This is a genomic window from Porphyromonas bennonis DSM 23058 = JCM 16335 (assembly GCF_000375645.1).
Taxonomy (GTDB): domain Bacteria; phylum Bacteroidota; class Bacteroidia; order Bacteroidales; family Porphyromonadaceae; genus Porphyromonas_A; species Porphyromonas_A bennonis.
This window is the reverse complement of record NZ_AQWR01000002.1, coordinates 38,894-64,982: the sequence shown is the minus strand read 5'-3', so window position 1 is coordinate 64,982 and position 26,089 is coordinate 38,894. Positions and strand designations below refer to the sequence as shown.

16 protein-coding genes are annotated in these 26,089 nt (G+C 56.5%); 2 read left to right on the top strand and 14 right to left on the bottom strand.

Going from position 1 to position 26,089, the window contains the following annotated elements:
* Positions 1–16: 16 nt before the first annotated feature.
* The 6 genes from ribH to B088_RS00710 are packed head-to-tail and all read right to left on the bottom strand — an operon-like array spanning position 17 to position 7,520.
* Complete coding sequence (ribH, locus tag B088_RS00735) at positions 17–499, bottom strand: 6,7-dimethyl-8-ribityllumazine synthase (protein ID WP_018106492.1); 483 nt, start codon at positions 497–499, stop codon at positions 17–19.
* 21 nt (positions 500–520) lie between these two features.
* Positions 521–1,774 (bottom strand): ABC transporter permease, encoded by a 1,254-nt coding sequence (locus B088_RS00730; RefSeq protein ID WP_018106491.1) that lies wholly within the window; start codon positions 1,772–1,774, stop codon positions 521–523.
* A gap of 3 nt (positions 1,775–1,777) precedes the next feature.
* Complete coding sequence (locus B088_RS00725; protein ID WP_018106490.1) at positions 1,778–4,018, bottom strand: GH92 family glycosyl hydrolase; 2,241 nt, start codon at positions 4,016–4,018, stop codon at positions 1,778–1,780.
* Positions 4,011–4,832, bottom strand: a complete 822-nt coding sequence (locus B088_RS00720) for a purine nucleoside phosphorylase I, inosine and guanosine-specific (RefSeq protein ID WP_018106489.1) — start codon at positions 4,830–4,832, stop codon at positions 4,011–4,013. Before B088_RS00720 ends, B088_RS00725 begins: the two co-directional genes overlap by 8 nt.
* An 18-nt stretch (positions 4,833–4,850) precedes the next feature.
* Positions 4,851–6,140, bottom strand: coding sequence for an amidohydrolase (locus B088_RS00715; RefSeq protein ID WP_018106488.1), 1,290 nt, complete (start codon positions 6,138–6,140; stop codon positions 4,851–4,853).
* Positions 6,141–6,143: 3 nt separating this feature from the next.
* Complete coding sequence (locus tag B088_RS00710) at positions 6,144–7,520, bottom strand: dipeptidase (protein ID WP_018106487.1); 1,377 nt, start codon at positions 7,518–7,520, stop codon at positions 6,144–6,146.
* Positions 7,521–7,772: 252 nt separating this feature from the next.
* Here B088_RS00710 and B088_RS08190 point away from each other — a divergent pair, with 252 nt between their 5' ends.
* Positions 7,773–8,684, top strand: a complete 912-nt coding sequence (locus B088_RS08190; RefSeq protein WP_018106486.1) for a GLPGLI family protein — start codon at positions 7,773–7,775, stop codon at positions 8,682–8,684.
* Entirely contained in the window at positions 8,684–11,281 is a 2,598-nt protein-coding gene (locus B088_RS00700) for a hypothetical protein (RefSeq protein WP_018106485.1), read from the top strand. Before B088_RS08190 ends, B088_RS00700 begins: the two co-directional genes overlap by 1 nt.
* Positions 11,282–11,474: 193 nt before the next feature.
* Here B088_RS00700 and B088_RS00695 read toward each other — a convergent pair whose 3' ends face one another.
* The 8 genes from B088_RS00695 to B088_RS00660 form a co-directional block, all read right to left on the bottom strand.
* Positions 11,475–13,079, bottom strand: a complete 1,605-nt coding sequence (locus tag B088_RS00695) for an MGH1-like glycoside hydrolase domain-containing protein (RefSeq protein ID WP_025081559.1) — start codon at positions 13,077–13,079, stop codon at positions 11,475–11,477.
* A 5-nt stretch (positions 13,080–13,084) separates the two neighbouring features.
* On the bottom strand, positions 13,085–14,311 hold the full coding sequence (locus B088_RS00690) for an AraC family transcriptional regulator (RefSeq protein ID WP_018106483.1): 1,227 nt from the start codon (positions 14,309–14,311) through the stop codon (positions 13,085–13,087).
* A 1-nt stretch (position 14,312) separates the two neighbouring features.
* Entirely contained in the window at positions 14,313–15,770 is a 1,458-nt protein-coding gene (locus B088_RS00685) for a PA14 domain-containing metallophosphoesterase (RefSeq protein ID WP_018106482.1), read from the bottom strand.
* Positions 15,767–16,939, bottom strand: coding sequence for an alkaline phosphatase (locus tag B088_RS00680; RefSeq protein ID WP_018106481.1), 1,173 nt, complete (start codon positions 16,937–16,939; stop codon positions 15,767–15,769). Before B088_RS00680 ends, B088_RS00685 begins: the two co-directional genes overlap by 4 nt.
* 6 nt (positions 16,940–16,945) lie before the next feature.
* On the bottom strand, positions 16,946–19,885 hold the full coding sequence (locus B088_RS00675; protein WP_018106480.1) for a GH92 family glycosyl hydrolase: 2,940 nt from the start codon (positions 19,883–19,885) through the stop codon (positions 16,946–16,948).
* A complete protein-coding gene (locus tag B088_RS00670; protein WP_018106479.1) occupies positions 19,882–20,808 on the bottom strand; it encodes a PI-PLC domain-containing protein in 927 nt (308 codons plus the stop codon). Before B088_RS00670 ends, B088_RS00675 begins: the two co-directional genes overlap by 4 nt.
* 101 nt (positions 20,809–20,909) lie before the next feature.
* Entirely contained in the window at positions 20,910–22,562 is a 1,653-nt protein-coding gene (locus B088_RS00665; RefSeq protein WP_018106478.1) for a RagB/SusD family nutrient uptake outer membrane protein, read from the bottom strand.
* Positions 22,563–22,578: 16 nt separating this feature from the next.
* Positions 22,579–25,698: a SusC/RagA family TonB-linked outer membrane protein gene (locus B088_RS00660; RefSeq protein ID WP_038973793.1), complete on the bottom strand. Its 3,120-nt coding sequence runs from the start codon at positions 25,696–25,698 to the stop codon at positions 22,579–22,581.
* Positions 25,699–26,089: the final 391 nt, after the last annotated feature.

Below are 26,089 nucleotides of genomic sequence, written 5' to 3'. Positions count from 1 at the left end.
AATAGGATGTCAAGCTTCATCTGCCGAAGCGGCCGATGAGCTTAAGGGCTGTGACGGCTGCCTCGATGCCCTTATTGCCATGCTTACCACCGGAGCGGTCGGTCGCCTGCTCCATGGTGTTGGTGGTGAGGACACCGAAGATGATCGGCACGTCGATGGTGTCGGCATTGAGCTTGCCGAGGTTGACGGCGACCGACTGGCTGAGGTAGTCGAAGTGGGGCGTCTCGCCCTGGACGATACAGCCGATGGCGAGGATCGCGTCGAGCTCCTCTGTCTGGAGCATTCGGTTGCAGCCATAGATGAGCTCGAAGCTTCCTGGCACATACTCCACGAGGATATCCTCCTCCTGCACGCCATACTCTTTGAGCGTGTCGATGGCGCCCTGGGCCATACTATTCGTGACCTGATCATTCCACTCGGAGACGACGAGGGCGACTCTCTTGCCGGTCGCGTCAGGGATGGTCGTGGGGTCGTAGTTGCTGAGATTGGTTGTAGACATATGGTATATACTCTATTGGTTTTACTCAAATCTTAGGACCTGCGCCGGATGAATCTTGCCGATCACCCGTGTGGGGATCAGCACCAGGAGCAGGACAGAGATGACGATGATGAGATTAGTGAAGAGAAGGGTTTCCCACCGGATCTCCATCGGCACATAGGCGGTGTAGTACTGTGAGGGGTCGAGCTTAAGTGGCTTCCAGGTCATCTGTATGCCTGCAAGGAGCAGCGCAAGGGCATTGCCCCACAGCACGCCGCGACCCAGCACGAATGCTGATATGTGGAGGAAGACCCTCCTCAGCGACTTATCCGACTGACCGAGCGTCTTTAGGAGAGCGATGGCGCGCACTTTCTCCAATACAAGGACGATGATGCCGGTGATCATCGTAATGCCGGCGACGACGATCATAAGCGCTAGGATCATATAGACATTGGCATCCAAGAGACCGAGCCAGCTGAAGATGCCCGGGTAGAGCTCCTCGGAGGTGAACATCGTGTATCGCTCTTCATACCGCCCATTGCGGTCCGCTAAGTAGTCAAAGCAGTGGTCGAAGACCTGTCCGACCTGACTGTGGTCGGTCAGGTGTATCTGTATGCCCCCGACCTGGTCGTCGTCGAAGCCGGCGACGGAACGGACCAACCGGATATCCCCCACCAGCAGTGCCTGATCGTACTCCTCAAATCCGGTGTAAAATAGCCCGGCTACCGTGAGACGACGAACCTTGAAACTCTCCCCATCGGTGAAGTAGGAGAGGCAGCGGTCGCCCACCTTAAGATCAAAGAGCTTAGCCAGCGTCGTCGACATCAGCACTTCCTCATCCGACTCGCCCGTAAAGCGTGGAATCTCTCCCTCAACCATATACTTCGCAAAGAAGTCGGCATTGAAGAGTGAGTCCACTCCATGGAAGGCGACTGCACGGAAGGTGGAGTCGACCTTGATCAGGCTCATCTCATCGGCGAATGTGTAGACTGCAGCCTTGGGGTCACGACTTCGGGCGATCGCCTTCAGGCTGTCGGTCAGACCCTCGGGGAGATCCAGCGGAATGGTGTACCTATTGAATGTATTGTCCGGATTGGAGATCTTCACACTGCCTATGAAACCGTCGATTTTGCTTCGTATCTCCTGCTTGAAGCCGTCAATGATGAAGAAGGAGATCAGTATCAGCAGGATCCCCAAGGCTATACCTATGGTCGAGACCTTCACCACCGGTCGCAGCCGGGGCTTCGCAGTCTCGCTGTAGAGGAACTTCCGCGCAATATCTCGCTCTAAGCTCATGACTTAGTACTCGTAGCTCAGCACGCCGCCCTGCCGCAGTATCTCGTGCGAGATCCTGTGACGTTTGAGTGGCTTACCATTGAAGCGTATTCCCTTGATATAGCTCTTTGCGTCTCGCGGTGCCCCCTCGATGATGAGTCGGTCGGAGCCGTACCAGCTCGAGTCGAGACGGATTGTGATCCGATCAAAGGTGGGTGCCGTCAGGGCATACTCAGGTACGCCGGGTACGTCTGGGTAGAGGCCCATCATAGAGAAGACCGCCCAGGCGGACATGGTGCCGGTATCGTCATTTCCCGGGATCCCGTCAGGTGTCGCTCGAAAGTGCTTTGCCAGCAATTCGCTCACCAACTGTTGCGTCCGCCACTCCTCTCCACGGAAATAGGTAAAGAGGTAGGGATAGGCAATGTCCGGCTCATTGGAGGGGTCGTAGTACCCTTCATCAAATACGCTCTGAAGATGACGGATAAAGGCTTCTCGCCCGCCGTGAAGACGGACCAGCCCGGGGATGTCGTGGGGTACAAAGAAGGCGTAATTCCAAGCGCAACCCTCGTGAAATCCGGGATTGGGCTCAAAGTTCTTCCCCAGCTCAGGGTCGTAGGGCGATAGGAAAGAGCCGTCAGGCAGCTTAGGCCGAAGCGTCTTTGTCTCCGGGTCAAAGTAGTGTCTGTAGCCGAGGCTCTGCTTATAGAAGCGCTCCGCCTCTTTCTTGTGCCCGAGTGAGTCGGCGAGGATGCTTAGTGCATGATCCGCTACGCAGTACTCGAGTGCATGGGAAACCGAGTTGTCGTACTTTCCCCTAAGAGGTACATATCCGAGTCGGAGGTAGTCATCGTTGTCCCTCCTCAGGAGATTTGCTTCACTCGGCAGGGTAGCAGACTTAAGCATTGCCTCATAGGCAGTCTCTATGTCGTAGCCTCTAAGCCCCTTGAGCCACGTGTCGACGATTACCGGTATGGCGGGATCTCCCTCCATCGTGAGCGTCTCACGCCCGATCAGTTCCCAGCGGGGCAGCCAGCCCCCCTCCCGGTACATATCGATCATCGACCGAACCATATCGAGCTGCCGCTCCGGATAGACCAGGGTCATCAGCTGGTGGACGTTGCGGTAGGTGTCCCATAGAGAGAAGATGGTATACCGGTCGTGTGCCGTCTGTCCCACGCTGTCGCTCTCCATAGTCGGGTACTGACCATTGATATCCTGGAGAATGCTCGGCTGGATCATCGTATGGTAGAGTGCTGTGTAGAAGACCTTCCGCTGCTCCTCAGTACCGCCCTCCACGGTGATGCGGCTCAGCTCCTTCTCCCAGCTTGAGGAGGCACGCTCCCGGAGTTGAGCGAAAGAGAGCTTCGCCGTCTCCGCCTCCATATTTTGCCAGGCATTCTCTGTGCTGACGAAAGAGACGGCAAGTCGGACTTCGATCGACTCCCCCTCACTTGTATCATAAGTGAAGTAAGCGCCTATGTCGTCTCCGGCAATCTCCCGTCCGTACTTTGTGTAGACCTTATACCTACCAGCGTGTTGGTCCCACTCCGCCTCGGCAGTCATCGGGCGCTGATGCTTCCACCAGCCGGTCTGCTTGGGCGCTTTGGACACACGGAGGGCAAAGTAGATCGGATAGACCGCTTGAGGGACATCGTAGCAGAAGTTCCCCAGTAGCTTCATCCCCTCGATCTCAGTCTCACTTTTTCGCCTAAGGAAAGCCCCCGACTCATTTGTCAGCCCTTCACCGAGATTGAGTAGTACGTGGCTCTCACCGGCAGGGAAGGTGAATCGGCTCACTCCGGTCCTCAGAGTGGAGGTAAGCTCGGCAGATATGCCGTAGCGGTCTAGCCGAACGGCATAGTACCCCGGCTCGGCACGCTCCGCGCTGTAGCCGGTCCCATACTTATGGTAGTCCGGCTCCAGCGGTCCGGTCGTAGCCATCAGCAGGAGGGAGCTCATATCCGGGCAGCCGACACCGCTCAGATTGACGTGCGCAAAGCCGGTGAGGAAGGAGTTGGTCCACTCGTATGGTGTACTCCACCAGCGACTGTCTTTGTCGTAGGTGTTGCTGTCCGAACCCATGACGTTAAAGGGTGTGACAGACATAATCCCCCACGGACATCGGGCACCGGGATTGGTCGTGCCGTAATTGGTGGTCCCGATGAAGGGATCCACATACTCCACAAGGCGCTCCTGCCCGTGGGCAAGAGCGCAAAGGAGTGAGAGTAAGGCAGCAGCAACGGCTGCGGCACTCTTAGGCATAGATCGAGGCAATCAGTCGTCCGAAGAGCTTCGTCATGCGGTCCGAGGCTGCATCCGCTGCCCGGATCACATCATTCTCATCGTTAACGTACTCGGGGTCATTATTGAAGCACTCGTTGGTGATGCAGGACATCCCGAAGACGTGCATTCCACAGTGACGAGCCACGATCACCTCCGGCACAGTACTCATGCCGATGGCGTCCCCTCCGATGAGGGAGAGCATACGGCACTCGGCAGGCGTCTCATAGGAGGGACCTGTCCATCCGACGTAGACCCCTCTCTGGAGGGAGATTCCCAACTCACCTGAGAGTCTCTCAGCCTCGTGGATCAACCCCCGATCGTAGGGGCGAGTCATATCTGAGAAGCGGGGACCAAAGGCATCGATATTGGGCCCGATCAGAGGATTGGGAAGCCAATTGATGTGATCGGTGATGATCATCAGGTCGCCCACATGGAATGAAGTATTGAGTCCGCCGGCAGCATTGGATACAAAGAGGTACTCGATGCCTAAGAGGTGGAAGACTCGAACGTGGAAAGTGACCTTATCCATCGGATAACCCTCGTAGTAATGGAATCGCCCCTGCATGGCGATCACCGGCGCGCCGTCCAGCGTCCCGATGATCAGGTTGCCCTTATGTCCCACCGCCGTACTGACGGGGAAGTTAGGGATGTCCTTGTAGGGGATTACCTTAGCATTCTCTATGCGGTCAGCGAGCTTCCCGAGCCCACTTCCGAGTGTGATCGCCACCTTTGTCCCCTCCGGTACAAATGGACGGAGGTAATCGGCGGCTGCCTGATAGTCTTGTAGATTCATCTCTTGAGTGTTATATGATTATACTGCTACACCGCTGCGACGGAAGAGCTCCTTGGACACTTCCTCGAAGTGCTCCCTGATCTCCCTCTCTCCCGGTATGACACGGTGTCTCATCAGCACCTTCCCATCGACGATCGTCGTGTCGATGACGTCGCCATTGGTGGCGTAGACGAGGTTGGAGATCAAGCTGTGTGTCGGCGTCATATCGAGTCGGGAGAGGTCGACCAGACAGACATCGGCAAGATAGCCCTCCTCAATGCGACCACTCTCCAGGCGAAGTATTTCCGCTCCGATGCGAGTAGCGCTGTCGAAGAGATCTCCCGCTTTATTCATCGTCGGATCTCCGCTCCAGCTCTTTCCCATAAAGGAGGCGCACTTCATCGCCGTGATCATGTCGAGGTTATTTGAGCTGGAGACGCCATCCGTCCCCAGTCCTACCCGGACACCCCGGCGGCGCAACTCTTCGTATCTGAATTGGCTCCCCGAGGCGAGCTTCATATTCGAAGCAGGGTTATGCACCACGCTACAGCCATGGTCGGCCAGCATACGGATCTCCTCGCTGTCGAGCCATAGTCCGTGAGCCAGTACAAGATTGTCCGACAGCACTCCGATCTGATCGAGGAAGCGAACCGGTGTCGTGCCGTACTTCTCGCAGCAATCGCGCCACTCGGTGTAGGTCTCCGAGAGATGAAGGTGGACGAGGAGTCCATTTGCCTTCGCAAAGTCGGATCCATACTTGAGCTGCTCAGCCGATACCGTGTAGATGGCGTGAGGACCGACTGATAGCTGCACCCTATCTGAAAAGGTGCTGAAGAGCCGAAGGTACTCCTCCAGCCGCTTGCGGTCCAGCGCCGCCCGCTCCTCATCCCATCGGTCAAAGAGGGTATAAGAAAGGTTGGCTCGCAGACCGCTCTCCTCCACAGCTCGAGCCGTCCCTTCGGGGAGGGTGTACATGTCGAGGAAGGCTGTGGTGCCGCTCTTGACCATCTCGAGTGTAGCGACACGGGCACCCCAGTAGATGTCCTCCTCCGTGAGGTGAGCCTCTACGGGCCAGATCATATTATTGAGCCAGTCCATCAGATTGAGATCATCGCCGTAGCCACGGAAGAAGGTCATCGCCGAGTGGGTGTGACCATTCACGAAGCCCGGTATGATAGCCAGCCCGTCCCCCTCGATCAGGTCTGCCTCCGGATAGTCAGACGGGGAGACGGAGCCGATCTTAGAGATCCGACTTCCCTCTATCAGTACATCTGCCCTCCGACGGTCATCGGAGGGCAGGAGTACATTCTGGATCAGTAGTGAGGACATAGATTACTTGTGACCGAAGCGGGCGTAAAACTCCGCAACCGTCTCGATGCCGTTGTAGAAGTTGGTCAGCGGGAAGTTCTCATTCGGCGAGTGGATGCCGTCAGAGCCGAGACCGAAGCCCATAAGGATAGTCTTCGTCTGGAGGATCCGCTCAAAGAGGATCACCACGCCGATACTGCCACCACTATGATAGGCAATGGGACGCTTGCCCCATACAGCCTCAAAGGCATCCTCTGCCACCTTGTAGGCAGGTAGGTCGGTCGGGCAATTGTACGCATCGGTGCCGCTCAGGTTGGTCACCTTGACACGCACGGTGTCCGGAGCGAGCTCCTTGATATAGGGCTCAAAGGCGCCGATGATCTTATCCTTATCCTGATTGGCTACGAGTCGGGTAGAGATCTTGGCGGTCGCCTTAGCGGGGATGATCGTCTTTGCTCCCTCACCGGTGTATCCACCATAGATGCCACAGACATCCAGGGCCGGTCTCCAGCTATTGCGCTCGTAGGTGACGTAGCCCTCCTCGCCCTGTACGCCGGGCACGCCGATCGCATCGGAGTAGGACTTGTCGTCGTAAGGGATCTGAGCCACTTGCTTGTGATCCTCCTCGGTCATATCGATCACGTCATCGTAGAATCCCGGGATCGTCACCTTGCCCTCCTCGTCGTGGAGCTTGGAGATGATCTTCCCCAGTTCGTTGATCGGGTTAGCTACGGCACCACCATAGTGACCGGAGTGGAGGTCGTGGCTCGGGCCGCTCACCTCTACCTCCCAGTAGCACATACCTCTCAGTCCCGTGGTGATTGACGGCACCTCGTTGCTTACCATATCGGTGTCGCTGACGAGGATTACGTCACAGGCGAGGAGATCCTTATGCTTCTTCAGGAAGCTCTCCATATTGATCGATCCGATTTCCTCCTCTCCCTCGAGGAGTACCTTGACGTTGCACTTCACCAGACCCAGCTCAAGGGCGGTCCGCAGTCCTTGTACCTGCGTGGAGGACTGTCCCTTGCAGTCGTCCGATCCACGGGCTACGATCAGGCCGTCCTTGATCTCCGGCTCGAAGGGATCCGGCTGATTCCACTCATCGAGCGGCTCTGCCGGCATCACATCGTAGTGTCCGTAGACGAGCACCGTGGGTGCCTCCTCGCTATACTTCTTCTCTGCAAAGACTGCAGGGTGTCCTCCCGTCGGCAGGATCTCTGCGCGATCCATGCCGATGCTCTTGAGGATCTCGCTCCAGCGCTCGGCGCAACGTACCATATCCTCCTTGTGGGATGACTGTGAGCTGACGGAGGGGATGCGGATGAGTGAGAATAGATCCTCAAGGAAGGCATCCTTATGCTCCTCGACAAACTTCTTGATTTCCGGATTTGTGGCCATAAGTGGTTTACGTTGTACTCGGCTCGGGAGATCGTCGCACAGCCGAGGGGTGTCTATTATATACGTGTAGGTGCTGTGGGATCTCCGAGGAGTAGCGACATAAAGAGGTCACCGACCAGCGCTCTCCGCCGCACCTGTCATCAAATTTACCCTTTTCCTCCTTTTCAGACAAATATAAGCCATGGAAGTGTATTCCGTCATGAGAAAATGCGCTATCTTTGGCGCACGTATCAACCACCAACAGACAAGATTATGAACCCTTCCCACTTACGTACGCTTCTGCTGTCTATCTCAGTGCTCCTGCTGCTGACCGTCTCCCCCATTCTCCTCGCTCAGACTCCGTCAGACCAGTATGAGTGTCTCTACCGGTATCATTACAGTGGTCCGACCACTTCTGCAGAGGAGGGGGATAGCGGCCTGGACATTATGGTTGCTATTATGAGTGCTCAGGAGCAGCATAACGAGAGTCTCCCTCAGGAGCTCTCTACACTGGTGATGCTCCGGATGGGAGACCAGCGCAGCTACTGCCGAGACTATACCGCTTATCGGGTGGACTCCTTGATGGCCGAGACCACCCGACCGGACAGTCTTCTGCAGAGTCTTCAGATGGCTGCGGTGGACAATCTCTTCTACTTCGACCCCTGCGTTACTATGGATCTGGGGCGTGGAGAGATGACGCTTATGGAGACCATCCCACTCTCCTACTACACCTACACCGAGCCGATGATGTCGATCGACTGGACCCTCTCAGAGGAGACCAAGGAGGTGTGCGGTTATAGCTGCAAGACTGCCACGGGTAGCTATGGCGGACGGACCTGGGTTGTACGGTACGCTCCCGGGATCCCCTCCGCCTTTGGTCCATGGAAGCTCCACGGATTGCCCGGTCTGATCCTCGAGGCGGAGGATGCCGAGGGAATGCACCACTTCACGGCGGTTCGCTTTGCTAAGGCAACAACGCCACTACCGGAGCCGGACCGCTCCATGGCGATCCGGACTACCCGTCAGGATTTCATTAAGGCAAAGTCGCGTCAGACGGAGATCCCCATGGACGGCGTCACCGAGATGACTGTCCGAAGTAACGACAATGGTCAAAGAGTCGTCATGATCAATGGCTTTACACTACGACCTCTTGTCTCTACGACCCAGCCCCTGGAGCTGAAGTGATGAGACCCCGCCGATACTTCCTCTCGCTCCTGCTCCTGCTGTGCTCACTCTCGCTTCTTGCTCAGGAGTATAAGCTCTCCGGACGGGTAACCGGTGGTGAGGGAGAGGCGGTGGTGGGCGCCCTGGTGACGCTGAGTCACGAGGGGCAGATCCTCGCCTTTGCCTTTACCCGCAAGGGGGGACGCTTCGCCCTCACATCCGATCGCGGTTACCCGAGGATGAATCTCTCTATCAGTCATCTCTCGTACGAGACGGACAGCCTCTCGCTGACGCCCGACCGACACGAGGTGACACTACGTCTCTCTCCGCGTGTCTCACAGCTGCAGGAGGTGACGGTGGAGGCCTATCCGATCATCGAGCGGTCGGATACGCTCACCTATCTCCTCCGTTCCTTCACGGAGGCGGGGGATTACACCCTGGAGGATGCGATCAAGCGTCTGCCGGGGGTGGAGGTGGATCCCAAGGGACAGATCAGCTATCTCGGTAAGGCGATCAGCCACTTCTATATTGAGGGAATGGATCTCCTCGGCGGGCAGTACCACAAGGCGACACGAAACTTGGATGCTAAGAAGGTAGCCTCAGTGGATGTGATGAGGCACCATCAGGATCGGAAGATAGATAAGGACGTGCCGACGAATGACGTGGCACTGAATGTCCGACTGGAGAAGGAAGCGAAGAGCCGCCCCATCTGGTCGGGGAATGGAGCGATCGGCTATGGGGGTAGGGTGCGGTACGACGCCTCACTCTCGTCGATGCTCTTCGCCCACTCTATGCAGTATATGGCGCTGCTATCTGGAGGCAATCAGACGGAGCGTGCTCGGGATGATGCTCTGGATCTGATCGTGAGAGGGGACTCGCCTACCGCTCTAGCTGAGCGGGTGATCGGCGATGCCTCTGTATCTGCGCCGCCGATCGATCGGGAGCTCTACATCAGTCCCCTTGACCTCTCCGTCTCCGGATCGGTCCTCCGCGCCCTCTCGGATGATCGGCAGCTCCGTGTGCAGGCACGCTATGGACGCAGCTCTACCGGCTACGGCTATGCGATAGAGAGGCACTTTGCCGACGGGACGGTGATCAGCGAGGAGAGTAATCCCACTGCTCTCGTCCATCTGCCGGGCGTGGAGATCGAGTATCGGGACAATCAGGAGGGATACTTCCTGAGTAATAGCTTTGTCCTCGACGGAAAGATTTCTGATGATCAACTGCCAACCCTGCTCGGCGGTGGCGGATCCCACTTTGTACAAAAGCAGTCTCGTGGTCTATCTCTCCTCGATGAGATCGCCTACAGCCGCCGTCGCGGGACCCAAAACCACCGAGTGGAGGGGCGGGTGAGTCTCGTGACGATCCCGGATCAGTGGATGGCTATCGGATCCGCAGATGAGATCTCTCTTCGGCAGTATGCTCAGGGGGGATCCGTGGGTGCGGGTGCTACCTATACGCTCAGTGAGACAAAGGGGGCGCACAGGCTCCACGGCACCTTGGGACTGACCTACTCGGGCGACCATGTGGAGACCTATCAGGAGCGGGAGGGTGCCGAGCGTACCGCCCTGAATGACCTTGACGTGAGCACGACTTCACTCGGGCTATCGACAGGATACACCTATACCCGTCCGCGAGGGCTCCGCTGCGTTTTAAATGCCACGCTGGCACTCACGGGCAACTACCTCTCGCTCCGCAATAGCGGGGACCGACCTCTCAAGCTCTCCCGCCCGATCTTTACCATCAACCCCTCTCTTTCGGCAGACTTTGCACTAAGTCCCTTCTCCGAGGTCAGCCTTGGTGCCAACTACAGCAGTGGCTATGGCGGAGCTGCCTCCTTCCTCTCCGCCCCGGTTCGTACCGGACTGACGCAGACCACCACCGGCTCCGGAACACTCTCAGAGAGCTCCATGATCAATGTGACGGGGGACTACCGCTTCAGCCAGCCGATGAAGATGTGGTTTGTGCGGCTCAGTGGGGGCTACACACGGATCCGGAGCAATACCCTCGCGACTCAGACGATAGAGGAGGACATGATCGGCACCGGTGCTCTGCAGACGGATAACATCTCGCACCTCTACAATGGTGACCTCACGGTGACAAAGCGCTTCCACGCCTATAAGACTGCCCTCCGGTTCTATACCGGAGTCTCCCGTGCCGACTATCGGGTGATGCAAAATGAGGTGCTCCTCCCCTACAGCTCCACCACAATGTATGTCACACCTGAGCTCTCCACCACGCCGATCCGAGGGCTGGAGCTCTCCTACTCGTACAACCTCAGCCGCACGATGATGAGCTACGGTGGCACCAACGCTCAGCCGGTCATCTCCTACAGCCATCGCGCCGGTGTGAGTGTGCCGCTGCTTACAGGTGTGGTCTGGAGGACAAACTGTCGGGTCACCACCTATACCGCTTTTGAGGGTCCGGATCGGACGTTCCCCCAGCTCAGTACGACGCTCTCCTATCGTCAGAAGTCATTCTCAGTCGACCTCCGGGTGCTCAACCTACTCAACCACCAGTCTTACCGCTACCTCACCTTTGACACCGTCAATAGGTACGCCTACCGGTACGACCTCCGACCGAGGACGATCCTCCTCTCTCTGCGGCTCTCGCTCTGAGACCTGTGAAATGCTACCGTCTCTTATTCGCAGTATAGCAGCGGAAAATACTCTTCTACCTCAGGGGAATTTCTTTTACCGGTATTAGTTTACACTATTACCGGTATTAGTCATCACTAATACCGGTAATAGATCGGAGCCACTTCTGATCCGTATGCAGAGGGACTCGACGTAATGGTTTTACTTGACAGCCTTATCGGTCCGGTTCGATTCGAAGTGTCTCGCTCTTCCCCTTCCCATAGGTGAGGATGAGGGTCAGCGGTACATTGGAGTGGACGGTCACTCTGGGACGCTCATTGGCTGAGCTTCGCCGAGCACACTTCAGGTCCACCATACCATCTGGTCCGAAGGGGTATCGCTCGATCCCGTGTGCCTCCAGCTGGTGGATGTCCCAGCGGATCGTCTCCTCGGGGTAGTCAGCCTTGATCCCGATAAGGTACTCGATCAGGAGAGCGATAGGGGCGAGTCCGCCCCAGCCGACAAAGTGATCCCGCGCCATAAATCCCGGCTCAGTCGCCTCCGGAGCATAGTACTCATAGAAGGTCCCTGTCCGTCGGTACACCTCCAGTACCGCCTGATAATGCTTCGAAGCAATGTCGTAGGCGAGATCACGGTAGCCCTGTCGAGAGAGACCGGTGATCACCATGTAGTTTGTTCCCGGCCAGACGCCTCCCTGCCAGTAGCGACCATTGGGTCGGTACTTGGGGTGATCGGCAGAGAGAGAGGGAATGGGGTGGGGGCGGGCAAATTCGCTCTCCCTCGTCAGGTGTGTCACGAGACGATCCATTCGCTCTCTGTCCAGTACGTCGGTCATCAGCGCCCAGTAGGCTCCGATCCCCTTGGCGTCGCAGAGGGTGCCGTCGCGGTACTGGTCGTAGAGGAAGCCGCTCTTGTCGTCCCACAGCTGAGTATTGACATAGTCCTTGAGTGCCAGCGCCTCGGTCTCATAGTCCTCGATCTCCTGCCACCGCTCGATGTAGAAGCCCATCTCGAGGAGCTGGTAGGCGGTCATGATCTGCTGGAGATTGGTGTCGAGCCAGATCATGTGACCGTGGGAGTAGATCGGATTGTACCCCTCCGGCACGCGTGGCATATTGTCCATCCCGGTCCCCCAGCCACTGCTCCAGTAGGTGCCGTTGCGCCAGGTGCGATTGAGCCGCAGCCAGTCGTAGTAGCCGCAGAGCACAGGGAAGACGCGATGCAGTCGCTCGAGATCACCATACTGATGGTAGTAGACCATCTCGCACCAGGGGAGTAGGTTGGGACCCGTGGAGGTGGGATCGTATCGCTCAAAGCAGTCAGCGCCGTCCGCCTTGATCTCCCTGCAGATGAATCCGTCGGGGTGTTGCTTGGCGTAGAAGTTGTCAAGCGTCCTCTGGAAGGGGAAGAATCGGTCTCCGTAGCGGGCAAACATCAGGATGAAGCAGTCGTCCCACATGAAGAGGTTCCCATTATAGGCCGTGTCAATATATGTGGCGACAAAGCCCGATCCGGGGTCCGGCTGACGAATGTTGTCGATAGCTATCCTCCAGGCATCCCAGTACATCCCGATCTCCTCCTCGTGTCCCTCCCAGATCGGAGAGGGGAGGATAGTCCTTGCTTCGTCAAATGAGCGGGGCTGTGTGATCCGGGGCTTCATGGTCCGGAAGGCATTGTCGGTGACGAAGACGTTCTTCACATAAGTATTCTTGTACGGCAGTCTGTAGATCGAGTCGTTTCCTGCGCTGATCTGCGCTGAGGCAACTGCCACTGTGCCGGTCACGGCCAGCAGGGTCAGACATATTGCTTTTTTCATAATAACTATCATGGTGTGGGATTAGTCGTGCGCTCATCAACTGTCTCTCTTAGGAGCTCGCTTGGGCTCCCGGAGACGGAGCAGTGGTGCAGGCGTCGGTACTTCTGGGGAGACATGCCCATGACGGACCTAAACTGGCGGGAGAGATTCTTGGGGCTGCCGAAGCCCATCTCCTCTCCCAGCTCCATGATCGGCCTGTCACTGGTGATCAGGAGATGGGCAAGCTTCTCGACGCGGTACTTCATGATGTACTTCTGTATCGTCTGGCGTGTGGCTCTCTTGAAGCGTATCTCCAGGTGTCGACGCGATAGAGGGACCTGTCGCACGACGTCCATCACGGAGAGCGGGTGAGTGGAGTGGTCGTGGATGAAGCGGATCGCCCTCGCCACCTCACGGTCGCTGATGGAGAGGATGTTGGTCGAGGCGCGCTCGCTGATCCGGACCGGTCGGACAACTACGTCGTCCACCCTGTCGGACTTGTGGGAGAGGTATCGGTCGATCTGTGCTGCCGTCTCATATCCTCCCTGTACGACATCGAGTGAGATGCTGGAGAGAGGAGGGTCCGCCAGACCACAGATGGTCCGGTCGTCGTCCACCCCGAGGATCGCCACGTCCTGGGGGATGCCGATGTCAGCGACACGGCAGAGCTCAGCGATACGGATCCCCTCATTGTCATCGCAGGCGAAGATTGCTGTCTCCGGTGGCAGCTCCTCCAGAAACTTGATCAGTCGCTCCTGACGGTAGTCCCACACCTCGTCAATAGAGGTCTCACGGTAGTCGGTCAGAGCATCTGCCAGCCCCGCCTCCTCGAGGTAAGACCGGAAGCCGTAGTAGCGCTCCTGAGACCAAAACACATCTCGGTAGCCAACGAAGGCAAAGGAGGTGAAGCCCTTGCGGATGAAGTATTCTGCTGCCATCTCGCCCGTCCCGCAGTAGTCTCCCGTGACGGCAGGCAGCGAGGGAATCGGCACCTTGTAGTCCTGTGCTATGGCCAGTATACCTGCCTCTCTGAAGGACTCGACCCGGTCCCCGGCATCGAAGCGTCCGATGATCGCATCCGCCTCCCACGCTCGGGCCCACTCCAGCACGCCGGCGAGACCATGCTGGCTCTTGTAGCTCGGCGGCATACGGCAGACTGCCCAGCGGTCATGCTCCTGTGCATAGGCCTGTATGCCGGCAAATAGGTTGTAGGAGTAGGACTCGGTAAAGTCTGTCAGCAGTATCAGTCGTATCATATCACTCGTCAGATGGCTCGAGGTATAGCATGCTCTCAGGGATAGGCTGCCGTAGGAGACTCTTTCCGGTCAGTCCCACCTCGAGTGTCTGTCCCATATAGTCCTCGAAGTAGTCGACCCTAAGCCGGTGGAAGCCTGCCTCCAGTGCGACTACTCCCTCCCGTAGGCGGGCGCTGTGACCTCCGTCGTTATCTACCACCTTTACTCCATTAATGTAGAGCACAGAGCCGTCATCGGAGTAGGTGTAGAAGCGGTAGAGCCCCCGCTCCGGTATGCGGATGAGGGACTCGAAGATGTAGCCAAAGTGGTCCTCCCGATCTGCTCCCTCGATAGAGGGGTAGGGGAGGGTCCCCTCCTTGACAAGTGTGGCGGTGGGGATCTGCTCGGTCTGCTTGATCGTCCCGGCGTAGTAGCGGTACCTCACTCCGTGAGTCCGGGCATCGAGAGAGAGTGGCGGCAGATAGTGAGCCGACTGCTCCTCATCGGAGTCGAAGCCGGAGGGGTAGTAGAAGGTAGCCTCCCGACCTCCCTCCGGGGTAGCTATCCAGCTGTCGAAGCGCTGCTCTCCCTCGTGCAGAACAATCATTCGTCCGCCTCTGGGAAGATCTCCATAGGCATCCAGACCGCTTACTCGTCCGTAGCCGAGGGTGATGCCGTCTCGGATCGCCAGGGCGTCATTGGCATGGTCGTGTCCGCAGAAGACTCCCATTACGCCGCCTAAGTCAAGCAGTGTGCTGAAGAGCCCGCTATTTAGCGTGGAGGAGGAGATGCCCTCGCTGATGTGTCCTTTCCATTGATCTTTTAGTGTCTCAAACTCTGGTATGGGAATGTGGAAGAAGAGCATGGATGGGATGACGTCCCTACCACTCTCAGAGATGGTCTGGGCATGAGTTCTTCTTAGCCAGTCGATCTGATCAAAGTGGATGTGGTCGTAGTGGCTGATAAATTGGTCCCTGTAGTACTGCCCCGAGTCCAAGAGGTAAAGCAGGGCAGCAATCTCCCCTCCGGAGGAACTCTCGATGCGGATCTCTTGATTGCCCTCGCCCTCAATTTCCCTAGGTCCTCTGAGACTGATACAGTAAGGCTTCCCTTCGAGGAGGTCATAGATGGAGTCCTTGGAGATCACCTCAGCATCGTGATTGCCGAGTAGAACGCCGTAAGGCTGTTTCTCCTCCTCAAAGAATCGAGTGAGGGTCCTCCAGCCCTCTGCCGCAGGACGCTCAGTGATGACATCACCGGTCAGCAGAACCAGATCCGGTCGCTCAGAGCGGATCACCTCTCGGAGAACCTCGTAGGTGCGTGGGGTATTGACTGAGGTAGGGTCGATGTGGAGGTCGGTAAACTGTGCTATACGAAAGGTGCTGTCGGATCTGAAGCGCAGCACTCCGCGCTGGTCCTGCGCCGATAGGGAACTCAAGCACAGGAGTAATAGGACGATGGATGTAAGTAGTCGCTTCATGGTCTGGCAGTCTCGTGGGTGCAGCGCTCGGAGAGTCCGAGGAGGTGCATGACCTTATGGTAGATCTCGGTATTGTGGTAGATGCCGGTGAAGTAGTCCGCTGACGGACCATAGAGGTATATCGGTACCAGCACGCCACTGTGGCCGCCGGTGGAGAAGTTTCCCTCCACTTCGCCCTTCTCCTCATCTCCACCGAGGACGGTGAGTCCTCCGGTCTCGTGATCCGCTGTGACAATGACGAGCGTCTCGCCATCCTCTTCGGCCCACCTCATGACCGCTCCGATAGCGCGATCGAAGTCTGCCGTCTCCTGCATCAGCAGGTCGAGGTCGTTGGTGTGACCATAGTCGTCCAATTGAGAGCCCTCGATCATCAGGAAGAAACCCTCAGGGGTCTGCTTTGCCAAATGATCAAGTGCAAGACGTGAGGCGTCGGAGAGTAGTTCTCCCCGCTCCAGTGGCACAGGTACGTCCTTCTCCGCATAGACACATAGCTCGCGGCCGGAGGAACTCTTTTCGCCTGCAGCGAAGTCCTTAAGGCTACGGGTGACACGATACCCCTTCTCCTTCATCTCCTGGAAGATGTTGCGTCCATCAGGTCTGTCGGCAAAGACCTTTGCCCCTCCGCCCATGATGAGATCGCAATGGCTGTCGGGGAATTGCCCGATGATCTCATAGGGTGCCTCTCGCTCAGAGCTGTGGGCGAGGAAGGCGGCCGGGGTTGCATCGTAAAGACGACAGGTGCTGATCACGCCAGTGCCGAGTCCGGCGCTGTGCGCGTAGTCGATGATAGTGGCGTAGGGTCGATCGAGACTATCTACAGCGAGTGTGTGGTAGCGAGCCTTATGCCCTGTGCTCATCGCAGTGGCAGCAGCAGCGGAGTCGGTGACGAGCTTGTCAAGTGCCGTGGTGATGACAAGTCCGGTGGCCTGAGCATTGGAGAGATTGATGTGTCCCTTATTGACTGTTCTAAGGGCAGCGATGTGTGCGAGGCTCATGCCGTCGCCGATCATCAGGACGACGTTGCGTACCTTGGTCCCCCCCACAGGGCGGACCGTTACGGTCTCGTAGGTGGAGGGCAGGGTGACGGTCTGGCGGCTCGGCTCCTGTGCCGTTGCAGTGAGACCGATGAGTAGCAGGATTATAAGGAGGTGCTTAGATATGACTTTCATGGATCATTAGTGCTTGAGGGTGAGTGTGGTGTAGTCAGTCTCTCCGCGTCGGCGGTACTCCAGTCGTAGTCCCTTGCCCTCAGCGCCCTGCCAGTAGAGTAGGGTGAAGGGGTGTAGTCCGCGACTGAGTGCGGCCTTGCCGGTGGCTGAGACGAAAGCGTGCGAGCCGTCATTGAGGACAATTGGTCGATCGTGGATACGTAAGACGGAGCCATCATCGGAGGTGAGACGAAACTCGTAGACATCTGTCTCCGGTACATCAATATATCCTGTGAAGGTGAGCGCAAAGAGATCCTCGCGGTCTCGCATCTCTATCGAGGGCTGATCGCAGACACCGCGCTCTACAATAGGAAGTGCGGCGATCTGATTCGTATTACCGACCGATCCTGCGTGGAGCGTCCAGCTGGCACCATCGGCAATGGAGGTGACCTCCATAGCCGGGGCATACTCAGCCCTTGTGGCGATGAGCGTCGTGTAGGGCGAGGGATTTAGTCCTTCTTTCTCGGCAGTAGCCCGGAGGGTCGTGCTGCGAGTGAGGGTGATGGGGGTGCCGGTGTACTCCTTTTTCTCCCCCTCATCGATGGTGTAGTAGATCGTCGCTCCTGGGGTGGCTGTGGCTAAGCTTACGCTCACCTGGTCGTGGAAGAGGGTGATGTCGTCCGAGCTGTATACCGGAGACACGAAGTCCTTGCGAGTCATGCTGTAGGGCTTCTCCTCCACTCGGAAGTCATCTACAGGTTTGTCGGAGAGCGCAAAGGCGAGTGTGCCTCCCTGAGCGAGCTCCTCTGTGGTGACGAAGAGACGACGCAGCTCCTTCCCATTCAGACTGACGGATCGGATATAGGGATACTCTGCGGGATCTTTGTCTGTGGTAATGGTGAGCTCGCCCTTCGGGAGCGTCAGGGTCACCTCCCGGAAGCGAGGGGTGGTGACCTGGAGCTCTCCGCTAGCCGGTGTCACCGGATAGAGACCGAGGGCAGTGAAGAGGTACCAGGCAGACATCTGACCGCAGTCCTCATTGCCACTGATCCCCTCCGGAGTGTCGAGGTACAGTTCATCCAGGATCTGACGCGTCAGCTCCTGGGTACGGGAGGGGCGACCCAGGTAATTGTAAAGGTAGGCGAGGTGATGGCTCGGCTCATTGCCATGAGCATACTGCCCGATAAGACCGGTGATGTCCTGGAGGTCTCCAGCCGGTGTGGTGTCGCTGAAGAGATTGTCGAGAGCGTCAAGCATCTCCTCTGCTCCACCGTGGAGAGCAATCATCCCCTCCACATCATGCATGGGCGCAAAGCGGTACTGCCAGCCATTGGCTTCGGTGTAGTCCTTGCTTACCTCGTAAGGGTCAAAGTCGGCTCCCCAAGATCCGTCCTCGTGACGTCCGCGGAAAAACTTGGTGCTTCCGTCGAAGAGGTGGATGTAATTGTGAGCTCGCTGGTAGTAGGTGTCTGCAATATCTTTCTCCCCGAGCGCCTCCGCCATCCGAGCGATGCACCAGTCATCATAAGCGTACTCGAGGGTGCAGGAGACGGACTCGTTGTGCGTATTGGCGGGAATGAATCCCAGTCGGGTGTAGGCATCGGAGCCTTTCTTGTTGATATTTGAGGACTTGATCATAGCCTCGAGCACCACCATCGGGTCGAGGTCGCCAAGCTGTCCACTGAGGTAGGCATCAGCCAGTACGGAGACGGCGTGGTAACCGATCATGGTTCGGGTCTCTCCACTATAGAGTGGCCAGATGGGTAGCTCGCCCTGCTCACGGTACATCTGCATCATGGATCGGCACAGATCAGGCACCACTTCCGGGTAGAGCAGAGCGAGGAGAGGATGCTCCGCGCGGAAGGTGTCCCAGAGCGACAGAGTGGAGTAGCTCACTCCAGAGACTTGGTGGATCTTATCGTCCATACCGCGATAGCTCCCGTCAGCATCACTTGTTCTATTCGGCGCTACGAGGGAGTGGTAGAGGGCGGTGTAGAGGCAAGTGAGATCCTCCCTCTTCCCCTCTTTTACCTTTACCTTGGAGAGGAGGTCATTCCACTGCTTCTCTGTGCTGGCACAGACTTGGTCGAATGTCTTGCCGGACCGTGAGAGTTCCGCGTTGAGATTAGCCTCAGCTGCTTCCATTGATGTCTGTGAGAGCCCGACAAAGATCTCCACAACGCCGTCTTCCCCCGCGTCTAGAGACAGTAACGCACGGATGGAGTCGCCCTGAGCGATCTGCTCATTGACCTTTTCTCCATTTAGGAAAAGTTTGGTCTCTCGTATCGGACGGCTAAGCTTGGCGGCAAAGTAAACGTGCTGTCCAGGCACCCAGCCGTTGGTGATCGTGTAGCCCCTCAGCGTACTATCTGAGGTCTGCTCCAGTCCGCTTTCCACGATCTCATCCCCTTTGATATTCACTAAGTCGATCAGCAGCGAGGTCTCTCCGGAGTCCTTAGGATAAGTGTAGCGATGGACGCCCATGAGGGATCCGGCTGTAAGCTCAGCGCGGATACCATTGTCCAGCTCCACACTGTAGTAGCCTGCATGTGCGCTCTCGCGGTCGTTGCTGAAACCGACCTTGGGCAAGCGTTCGTCATCGATGTGGCCAGCGTAGCTCTTGCTGTCTGTAATGGGGAGGAAGATTACGTCCCCGAGGTCGCTGCATCCGGTGCCGGAGAGGTGGGTGTGAGCAAAGCCGTAGAGCGAGTCGTCATCGTAATGGTATCCGGCGCATGCATCCCAGCCCTCCCACCGTGTCTCAGGGCTCAGCTGAACCATTCCCAGCGGAGCAGTAGCGCCTGGGAATGTGTGTCCGTGATATCCGGTCCCGATGAATGGGTCGACCATCTCATAGAGCTTGGTCGGATCGGTAGTCATCAGTTCCTCTCCCCGACCGTTACCACAAGCGTAGAGCAGTGGCAGAGTGAGGAGTAGCCCGAGCTGTAGGGTTAGTTTATTCTTCATATCTTGGAGTTTTGTTTCTTACAAAGCGTAATGATCGCCCGAGCCTCAGGCATCCCGGCAAAGTCCATAAAGTAGATCCCTCCCGGGAGCGAGGTCCTCTCTCGGAGAAGACGGTAGGCGAAAGGATTGATCTCCTCCGCCACAGCCTCAGGAGTTAGGTCACCTGTCCCGCTGAGGTAGGCGATCATCCAGTGGTCAGGCATCGTCTCGGCAAGGTCCAGTACCTCGCTGAGAGCCGATTTCTTATCACGCATCCCGATGGTGTCGCAGACCATATACTTGTCCTCTACTATTAGGTCAAGAGTCCCGCCGCAGGGATTGACTAAGCGAGCCACAAAGGTGGTGTCGTCCTGAAATCCATCAAAGTAGGGCATACAAACATCGTCGCCTATCCTCGTACGAAGCAGGATGAGCAGTTTCCCTCGAACCTCCGAGACCTTCGTTGCCGGCGTGAGCTCGCCTCTATAGAGGAGCCGTGCCACCTCCGGTCTCTCCAGAGCACGCAGGAGCGAGACACTGTACGCCTCCATCTCATCAGGCGAGTGGTGGTCGTCATCTTCCTTCCGGAGTGACAAGATAACGAATTCGTCTGGATGGGCGGTGAGAAACTGAGTAAAAAGAGGCAGAACATCCTCGGTGAACTCGAGCCCAAGCGACTCCTTGCCATGATAAAGATCCAGAAGTCCGGACCCATCATATCGGTCGACGAGTCGGAGGTCAAAGGCACGGACTCCGACCTCTAACTGCTCCTCCTGCGTCAGGTCCTGGCACCGAAGCCGGGGTGACGCATTATAGGCTGCGGCATCATGCGTCCCCACGATCGCGAGGTCGATCAGTCTCGTCTCCGGCTCTCTCCCACAGCCGCCGACCAGTCCTGAGATCAGCAGTAGCGTAAGGAACCACAGTGGTGAGGTCTTCTCCATATCTATCTGGGATGAAAAGGGGCATCATAGGTAAGGGACGGATCCCTGAGCCTATGATGCCCCTATGTGTGATTAGTGAATGTTAGGCTCGCTCATCAAGATTACTTAGCATAGCCAATATTCTGCTTGAGCTTACCATTGGAGTTGGTGATCACATCCGATGGATAGGGGAAGGCGATCATGTAGTCCTGGTACTGAGCCTTGTCCTTGTAGTCATTATAAGGCTCGATCGTGAAGGAAGAGTCAGGATTGCTACGATTCTTATACACTCGCACTCTCGGATGCGAGTTCAGCTCCTTAGCGGCAAGCTCCTTAAGTGTAGCGTCCCCGCTGAGGTGCCACCTCTTCAGGTCGTACAGGTGGTCGGAGAACTCAAATGCCAGCTCGCAGCGTCTCTCGTGGTAGAGGTCAGCCGTGGTTGCCGTACCCTTGATCGGATCCAGGTGTGAGCGCACCCTTACTCGATTGATGTCCTCTGTAGCCTTGGCCGCATTCCCGGTCATCAGGTACGCCTCGGCACGGAGAAGGAGACAGTCTGCAAAGCGGAGAAGGGGGAAGTTGATCCTTGCACAGGGGAAGTTTCCATTGGTATGGACCAGCCCCTCCTGAGATGCGTCCTTGTGCCCAAAGGGCTCCATATACTTATTGATCTGAAAGCCTGACTCCAGGTCTGACTGAGAGTAGAATTTCCTCTTCTCACCAAAGAAAGGGAACTCCTGACCATACTCGAGAATAGATCTTGTGAGGCGCTCGTTACCCTTACCATCCTTAAGCATCTCCTCATAGATATCGAGGGAGGGCTTATTCTGCCCCCAGCCGTTGTAGACACCCCAGCCTTTATTCTCAAGGATTACTCCGGGGAACTCGGTACCACCGCCGGAGGATCCGCCATTGGAGGGGATCGTCCAGAGGTACTCGCGTGACCAGAACTTGCTGAAGTCGGATGAGAAAAGATCGGAGAACGAGTCGGCAAGGCCGCGGTCGTACTTACTCTCCAGCTCATTGACCATGGCGATCACGTCGCTCCACTTCGAGGCATCCCAAGCCGCCCAGTAGGCATAGACCTTAGCCTTATAGCCGACGGCTGCTGCCTGATGAGCGCGACCACGATCAGCTGCGTCGTAGGTCTCATACCTCGGCAGTCGCTTGATCGCCTCATCCATATCCTCGATGATGAGCTTGTAATTCTCCATCACGGATGCTCTCTGCTCAGGGATGGAGTTATCGTATCCACCCTCGTAGTCCTCCCACCGAGTGAAGGGCACTCCCTGCTTGTCGGTACCATACCTGTAGGCGGTGTAGAAGTGGATAAACCCTCTCAGGAAGTAGGCCTCCCCGAGCACTCTATTCTCGATGGGTGTAAGCTTCTGCTCCTTCTCCTTACCGAGCAGCTCAGAGATGATCCAGTTGCTTCGCTGTATGCACATCTGCATATATTCCCATACATCCCTGAGGGGGGACTCATCACCGGTGTACTTGAACGTGGCAAGGGTGTTGTAGCTGCGATTCTTACCCCAGACAACATCACATGCTGCTCCCTGCTCCCAGAAGAACTCTCGTCCAAAGCAGTCCTCCTGATGATAGAATGCATAGATGCCATCGAGAGCCTCTACCGCCTGGTAGTCATTGGCAAAGTATTGGTCTGACGAATTGGTCCCCTGTGGGTGGGTATTGAGGAAGTCATTGCATCCTGAGAGTCCCACCAGTCCGATAAGGCCGGCAAGAGATCCCAATAGTATATTACTCTTCTTCATAACTTTCTGTGTCAAATTAGTAGGTGAGCTTCACACCGAGTGAGAAAACACGCGATACCGGATAGGTCATGGCATCCCATCCTCCGGTCTCGGGATCCATTCCGCTGTACTTAGTCAGGGTCATGAGGTTCTCACCACTCAGGTAGACCTGCAGTGCGCTCTTACGCTCGTCGAGGTGAGACCAGCTGCGGATGAGGTCGCTCATGTCATAGGAGAGAGTGACGTTCTTGAGTCGGAGGTAGGAGGCATCCTCGAGGTACCAGTCAGACGGAGTCTTGAAGTTCCCATTGTTATCTGCCTTCGTAAGACGGGGAATGTCGGATCCTGAGTTCTGCTCAGACCAGGCATCGAGGATACGGCTGTCGCGATTGAAGCTCCCCTCCGCATCATTGAGGGTCATATACTTCGCTACATTGAGCGCCTGTGCTCCCTGTACCCCCTGCAGCATGAGGCTGAAGCCCAGCTTACGATAGTTCATGGCAAAGGTGGCGGCATAGGTCCAGTCAGGCATGGCATTGCCCAGATATTGTCTGTCGGCATCAGTGATCTCGCCATCGCCATTGGCATCGACAAACCTAAGGTCCCCGGGCACGGCATTCGGCTGGATCAGCTGACCATCCTTTGCGTGAGCCTTGACCTCAGCCTCGGACTTGAAGATCCTGTCCGTCCGTATCAGGTAGTAGGATCCGAGTGGCTGACCCTCTCCGGTCTGCATGGTGTAGGGGATGCCGCGGAAGTCTGAGCCGCTATTGAGCCACACTCCTGCCGTGCCGTCCTCATTCTTGACACCAATGTCGGTGACCCTATTTCGCAGGTAGGATACATTGCCGGATATCGAGTAGGAGAAGTCCTTGGTCACACGGTCTGACCACGCTGCGGTCAGCTCAAATCCTCGGTTATTCACCTCTCCAAGGTTGAGCATCATCGGATCGAGACCGATGGTATTGGGCCAGTTCATCGTGGCCTCCTGGATCAGGTTGAAGGTTCTCTTGTCAAAATAGTCGATCGAGAGGGAGAGTCTCTCGCGGAAGAGTGCCAGGTCCAGACCGACGTCGACCTGCTCAGAGGTTTCCCAGGTGAGCAGAGGATTGACCGCCTTGGAGTGGAAGACAATATTATTATACAGCTTATTCTCCTCCACGCCGTAGACTGCCTGCTCGTGCCAGTCCTTGGTCCCGAGGGTGGCAGACTTGTAGTTCATCGGGATGGATCCGAGGTTGCCGATACGTCCCCAAGAGGCACGTAGTTTCAGTAGATTGAAGTTCTCCGACGTAGGCATAAAGGACTCGTTAGAGATCTTCCAGGCGGCTGTTACCGCAGGGAAGTCGCCATAGTTGTGCTCCTGGGGGAGTCGACCTGCATAGTCGCGACGCCAGGAGACGGTAGCGAAGTAGCGGTCAGCGTAGGAGTAGCCCAGTCGTGACACAAGAGAGACATTGGCATCAGGCCCACTGAAGTAGTCCTTTGCTCTTGTCTCGCCGGCGAAGGTAAAGAACTGGAGGTTGGGGCTCTCATCGGCGAAGTTGTTTCCCTCTCCTGAGAAGCCTATCTGCTGCCAGTGATCTGCGGTCGTGGAGAGAAGTGCACTCAGGGAGTGATCGCCGAAGGTCTGATCATAGGTCAGAGTGTTCTCTGTCTTCCAGGCTTCAGTCCTAGATGAGGCCTCTCCTAAGCTATTAGATGTATTGGGCTTACCCGGCTCGTCGGTGATGGGAGTAAAACTCTTACCGTAATAGTTGAAGATATTGTAGGTAAAGCGGCTGGTGAACTTGAGTCCCTCCACCAGGTTGCTCAGCGTCAGTGCCGTCGTGGTCCAGACATCGCTATTCTTGTCGAAGTAGTTGCTGGCCGTCAGCAGGCGAACCGGATTGACTGCATCACCGTGAGCGTCGGCGAAGTTGCTGCCGTACTTAGCGATGTACTCCGGATCCTCTGTCGTCACACCGCCAAAGGTACCATCCAGAGGATTGTACACTGTGGCACTCGAGGGCATATAGATCGCAGAGAGGACCGGACCGGTGTAACCATCGTTGGTGCTCTTGGAGCGGCCGGTGCTATTCTTCCAGATCAGGTCCTCGCTGATGGAGACATATCTATTGATGTCGTATCGACCGTTGTAGCGGAGTGAGAAGTTACGACTGTAGGTATTGAGCAGGATACCCTTATTGTCCTCGTAGGCAAAGGAGAGTCGATTAGCGGACTTCTCCGTTCCTACGTTGAGTGCGACATTGTGGCGGTGGTAAAAGGCGGGGCGGAAGACCTCCTTCATCCAGTCGGTCCGGGTGGTTTTGATCCAGGGGTTCTTGTCCGGATTCCAGGAGTCAGGTACCGTCTGCCCGGCGTTGGCGTAGCTGAGCTGTCTCATCCTGAGTTGCTCCTCGGCATTGAGCGGGCGAGGTAGATTGGCTGCCTGACGGATACCATATGTGCCGTCGTATGTCAGGGTGGGCTTGCCCTCTTTCGCTTTCTTTGTCGTGACAAGGACGACACCACCGGCTCCGGACTGCGCTCCGTAGATAGCTGCGGAGGCGGCGTCCTTCAGCACCACGATGGACTCGATGTCACTGACAGAGGTGATGGGTGCGCCCGGGATACCGTCTACCACCCAGAGGACGTTGTCCCCATTCTGTGAGCCCTGTCCGCGGATGACGATATTGGGCAGCCCGGTAGGATCCCCACCGACGGACTGTACCGTCACACCCGCCAGCTGTCCCTGGAGCATCCCCTCAGGACTGGATACGGGACGAGCTGAGAGTGCATCTGTATTGTCGATCACGCCGACTGAGGCAGAGAGGTCCTGCTTCCTTGCGTTGACCCCATACCCGAGGACAACAAGCTCGTCAAGCGCCTGAGCGTCCTCCCGGAGTGTGATCTTGAGGTCCGAGACAGACTTCTCGACCTTGTACTCATAGGTCTTGTAACCTATGAATGAGAAGTGTAGCGTCGCCCCTACGGGTGCGCTGATGTTGAAGTGACCCTCACCATTGGTGTAGGTGCCGTTTGTCGTCCCGGCGACGATGACTGTCACCCCGGGAAATGCTTGCTGTAGGGCATCATCATAGACCGTCCCGCTCACCTTGACATCCGACTGTGCCCTTGCGGGGAGTATGGCACCCAGCGAGATAGTCAGAGTCATAAGCAGTACTGCCCAGCCCTTTAGAGAGGTCTTCAGGTTCATGTTACCGACTTAAGTTGTTTGTAGATGTAGTTATGGAGTTTAAATTAAAAGTTCGTCCTCCGACGAGCAAATGAGATATAGCTCTCTTCACTCTGCGCCAAAGGTAGTGGTTCGTTGTGGCAAACATACTGCATTTTGACGACATTAGTGTTACACTCTTTCTTTTACGCACTAACGATTATCGGCAAGGGCGTAGATGTAATTTGCGTAAGATATTGAGTATTAGTGTTTAGTGTTGGTTTCTCAGGTCGAATATATGACGGGATTCGTTTGCGGAATAATGTCTTCTATTTGCGTCGATCATGTTTTTGGATAGATGTGAGGAGGGCTGGACTCACGGACGACTTGA

Excerpts from the sequence above, each read along its gene's own strand:
- B088_RS00685 (WP_018106482.1), bottom strand. The coding sequence starts at position 15,770 with ATGAAGCGACTACTTACATCCATCGTCCTATTACTCCTGTGCTTGAGT.
- B088_RS00675 (WP_018106480.1), bottom strand. The coding sequence starts at position 19,885 with ATGAAGAATAAACTAACCCTACAGCTCGGGCTACTCCTCACTCTGCCA.
- B088_RS00710 (WP_018106487.1), bottom strand. The coding sequence starts at position 7,520 with ATGGCCACAAATCCGGAAATCAAGAAGTTTGTCGAGGAGCATAAGGAT.
- B088_RS00715 (WP_018106488.1), bottom strand. The coding sequence starts at position 6,140 with ATGTCCTCACTACTGATCCAGAATGTACTCCTGCCCTCCGATGACCGT.
- B088_RS00700 (WP_018106485.1), top strand. The coding sequence starts at position 8,684 with ATGAGACCCCGCCGATACTTCCTCTCGCTCCTGCTCCTGCTGTGCTCA.
- B088_RS00690 (WP_018106483.1), bottom strand. The coding sequence starts at position 14,311 with ATGATACGACTGATACTGCTGACAGACTTTACCGAGTCCTACTCCTAC.
- B088_RS00720 (WP_018106489.1), bottom strand. The coding sequence starts at position 4,832 with ATGAATCTACAAGACTATCAGGCAGCCGCCGATTACCTCCGTCCATTT.
- B088_RS00660 (WP_038973793.1), bottom strand. The coding sequence starts at position 25,698 with ATGACTCTGACTATCTCGCTGGGTGCCATACTCCCCGCAAGGGCACAG.
- B088_RS00665 (WP_018106478.1), bottom strand. The coding sequence starts at position 22,562 with ATGAAGAAGAGTAATATACTATTGGGATCTCTTGCCGGCCTTATCGGA.
- ribH (WP_018106492.1), bottom strand. The coding sequence starts at position 499 with ATGTCTACAACCAATCTCAGCAACTACGACCCCACGACCATCCCTGAC.
- B088_RS08190 (WP_018106486.1), top strand. The coding sequence starts at position 7,773 with ATGAACCCTTCCCACTTACGTACGCTTCTGCTGTCTATCTCAGTGCTC.
- B088_RS00730 (WP_018106491.1), bottom strand. The coding sequence starts at position 1,774 with ATGAGCTTAGAGCGAGATATTGCGCGGAAGTTCCTCTACAGCGAGACT.
- B088_RS00725 (WP_018106490.1), bottom strand. The coding sequence starts at position 4,018 with ATGCCTAAGAGTGCCGCAGCCGTTGCTGCTGCCTTACTCTCACTCCTT.
- B088_RS00680 (WP_018106481.1), bottom strand. The coding sequence starts at position 16,939 with ATGAAAGTCATATCTAAGCACCTCCTTATAATCCTGCTACTCATCGGT.
- B088_RS00670 (WP_018106479.1), bottom strand. The coding sequence starts at position 20,808 with ATGGAGAAGACCTCACCACTGTGGTTCCTTACGCTACTGCTGATCTCA.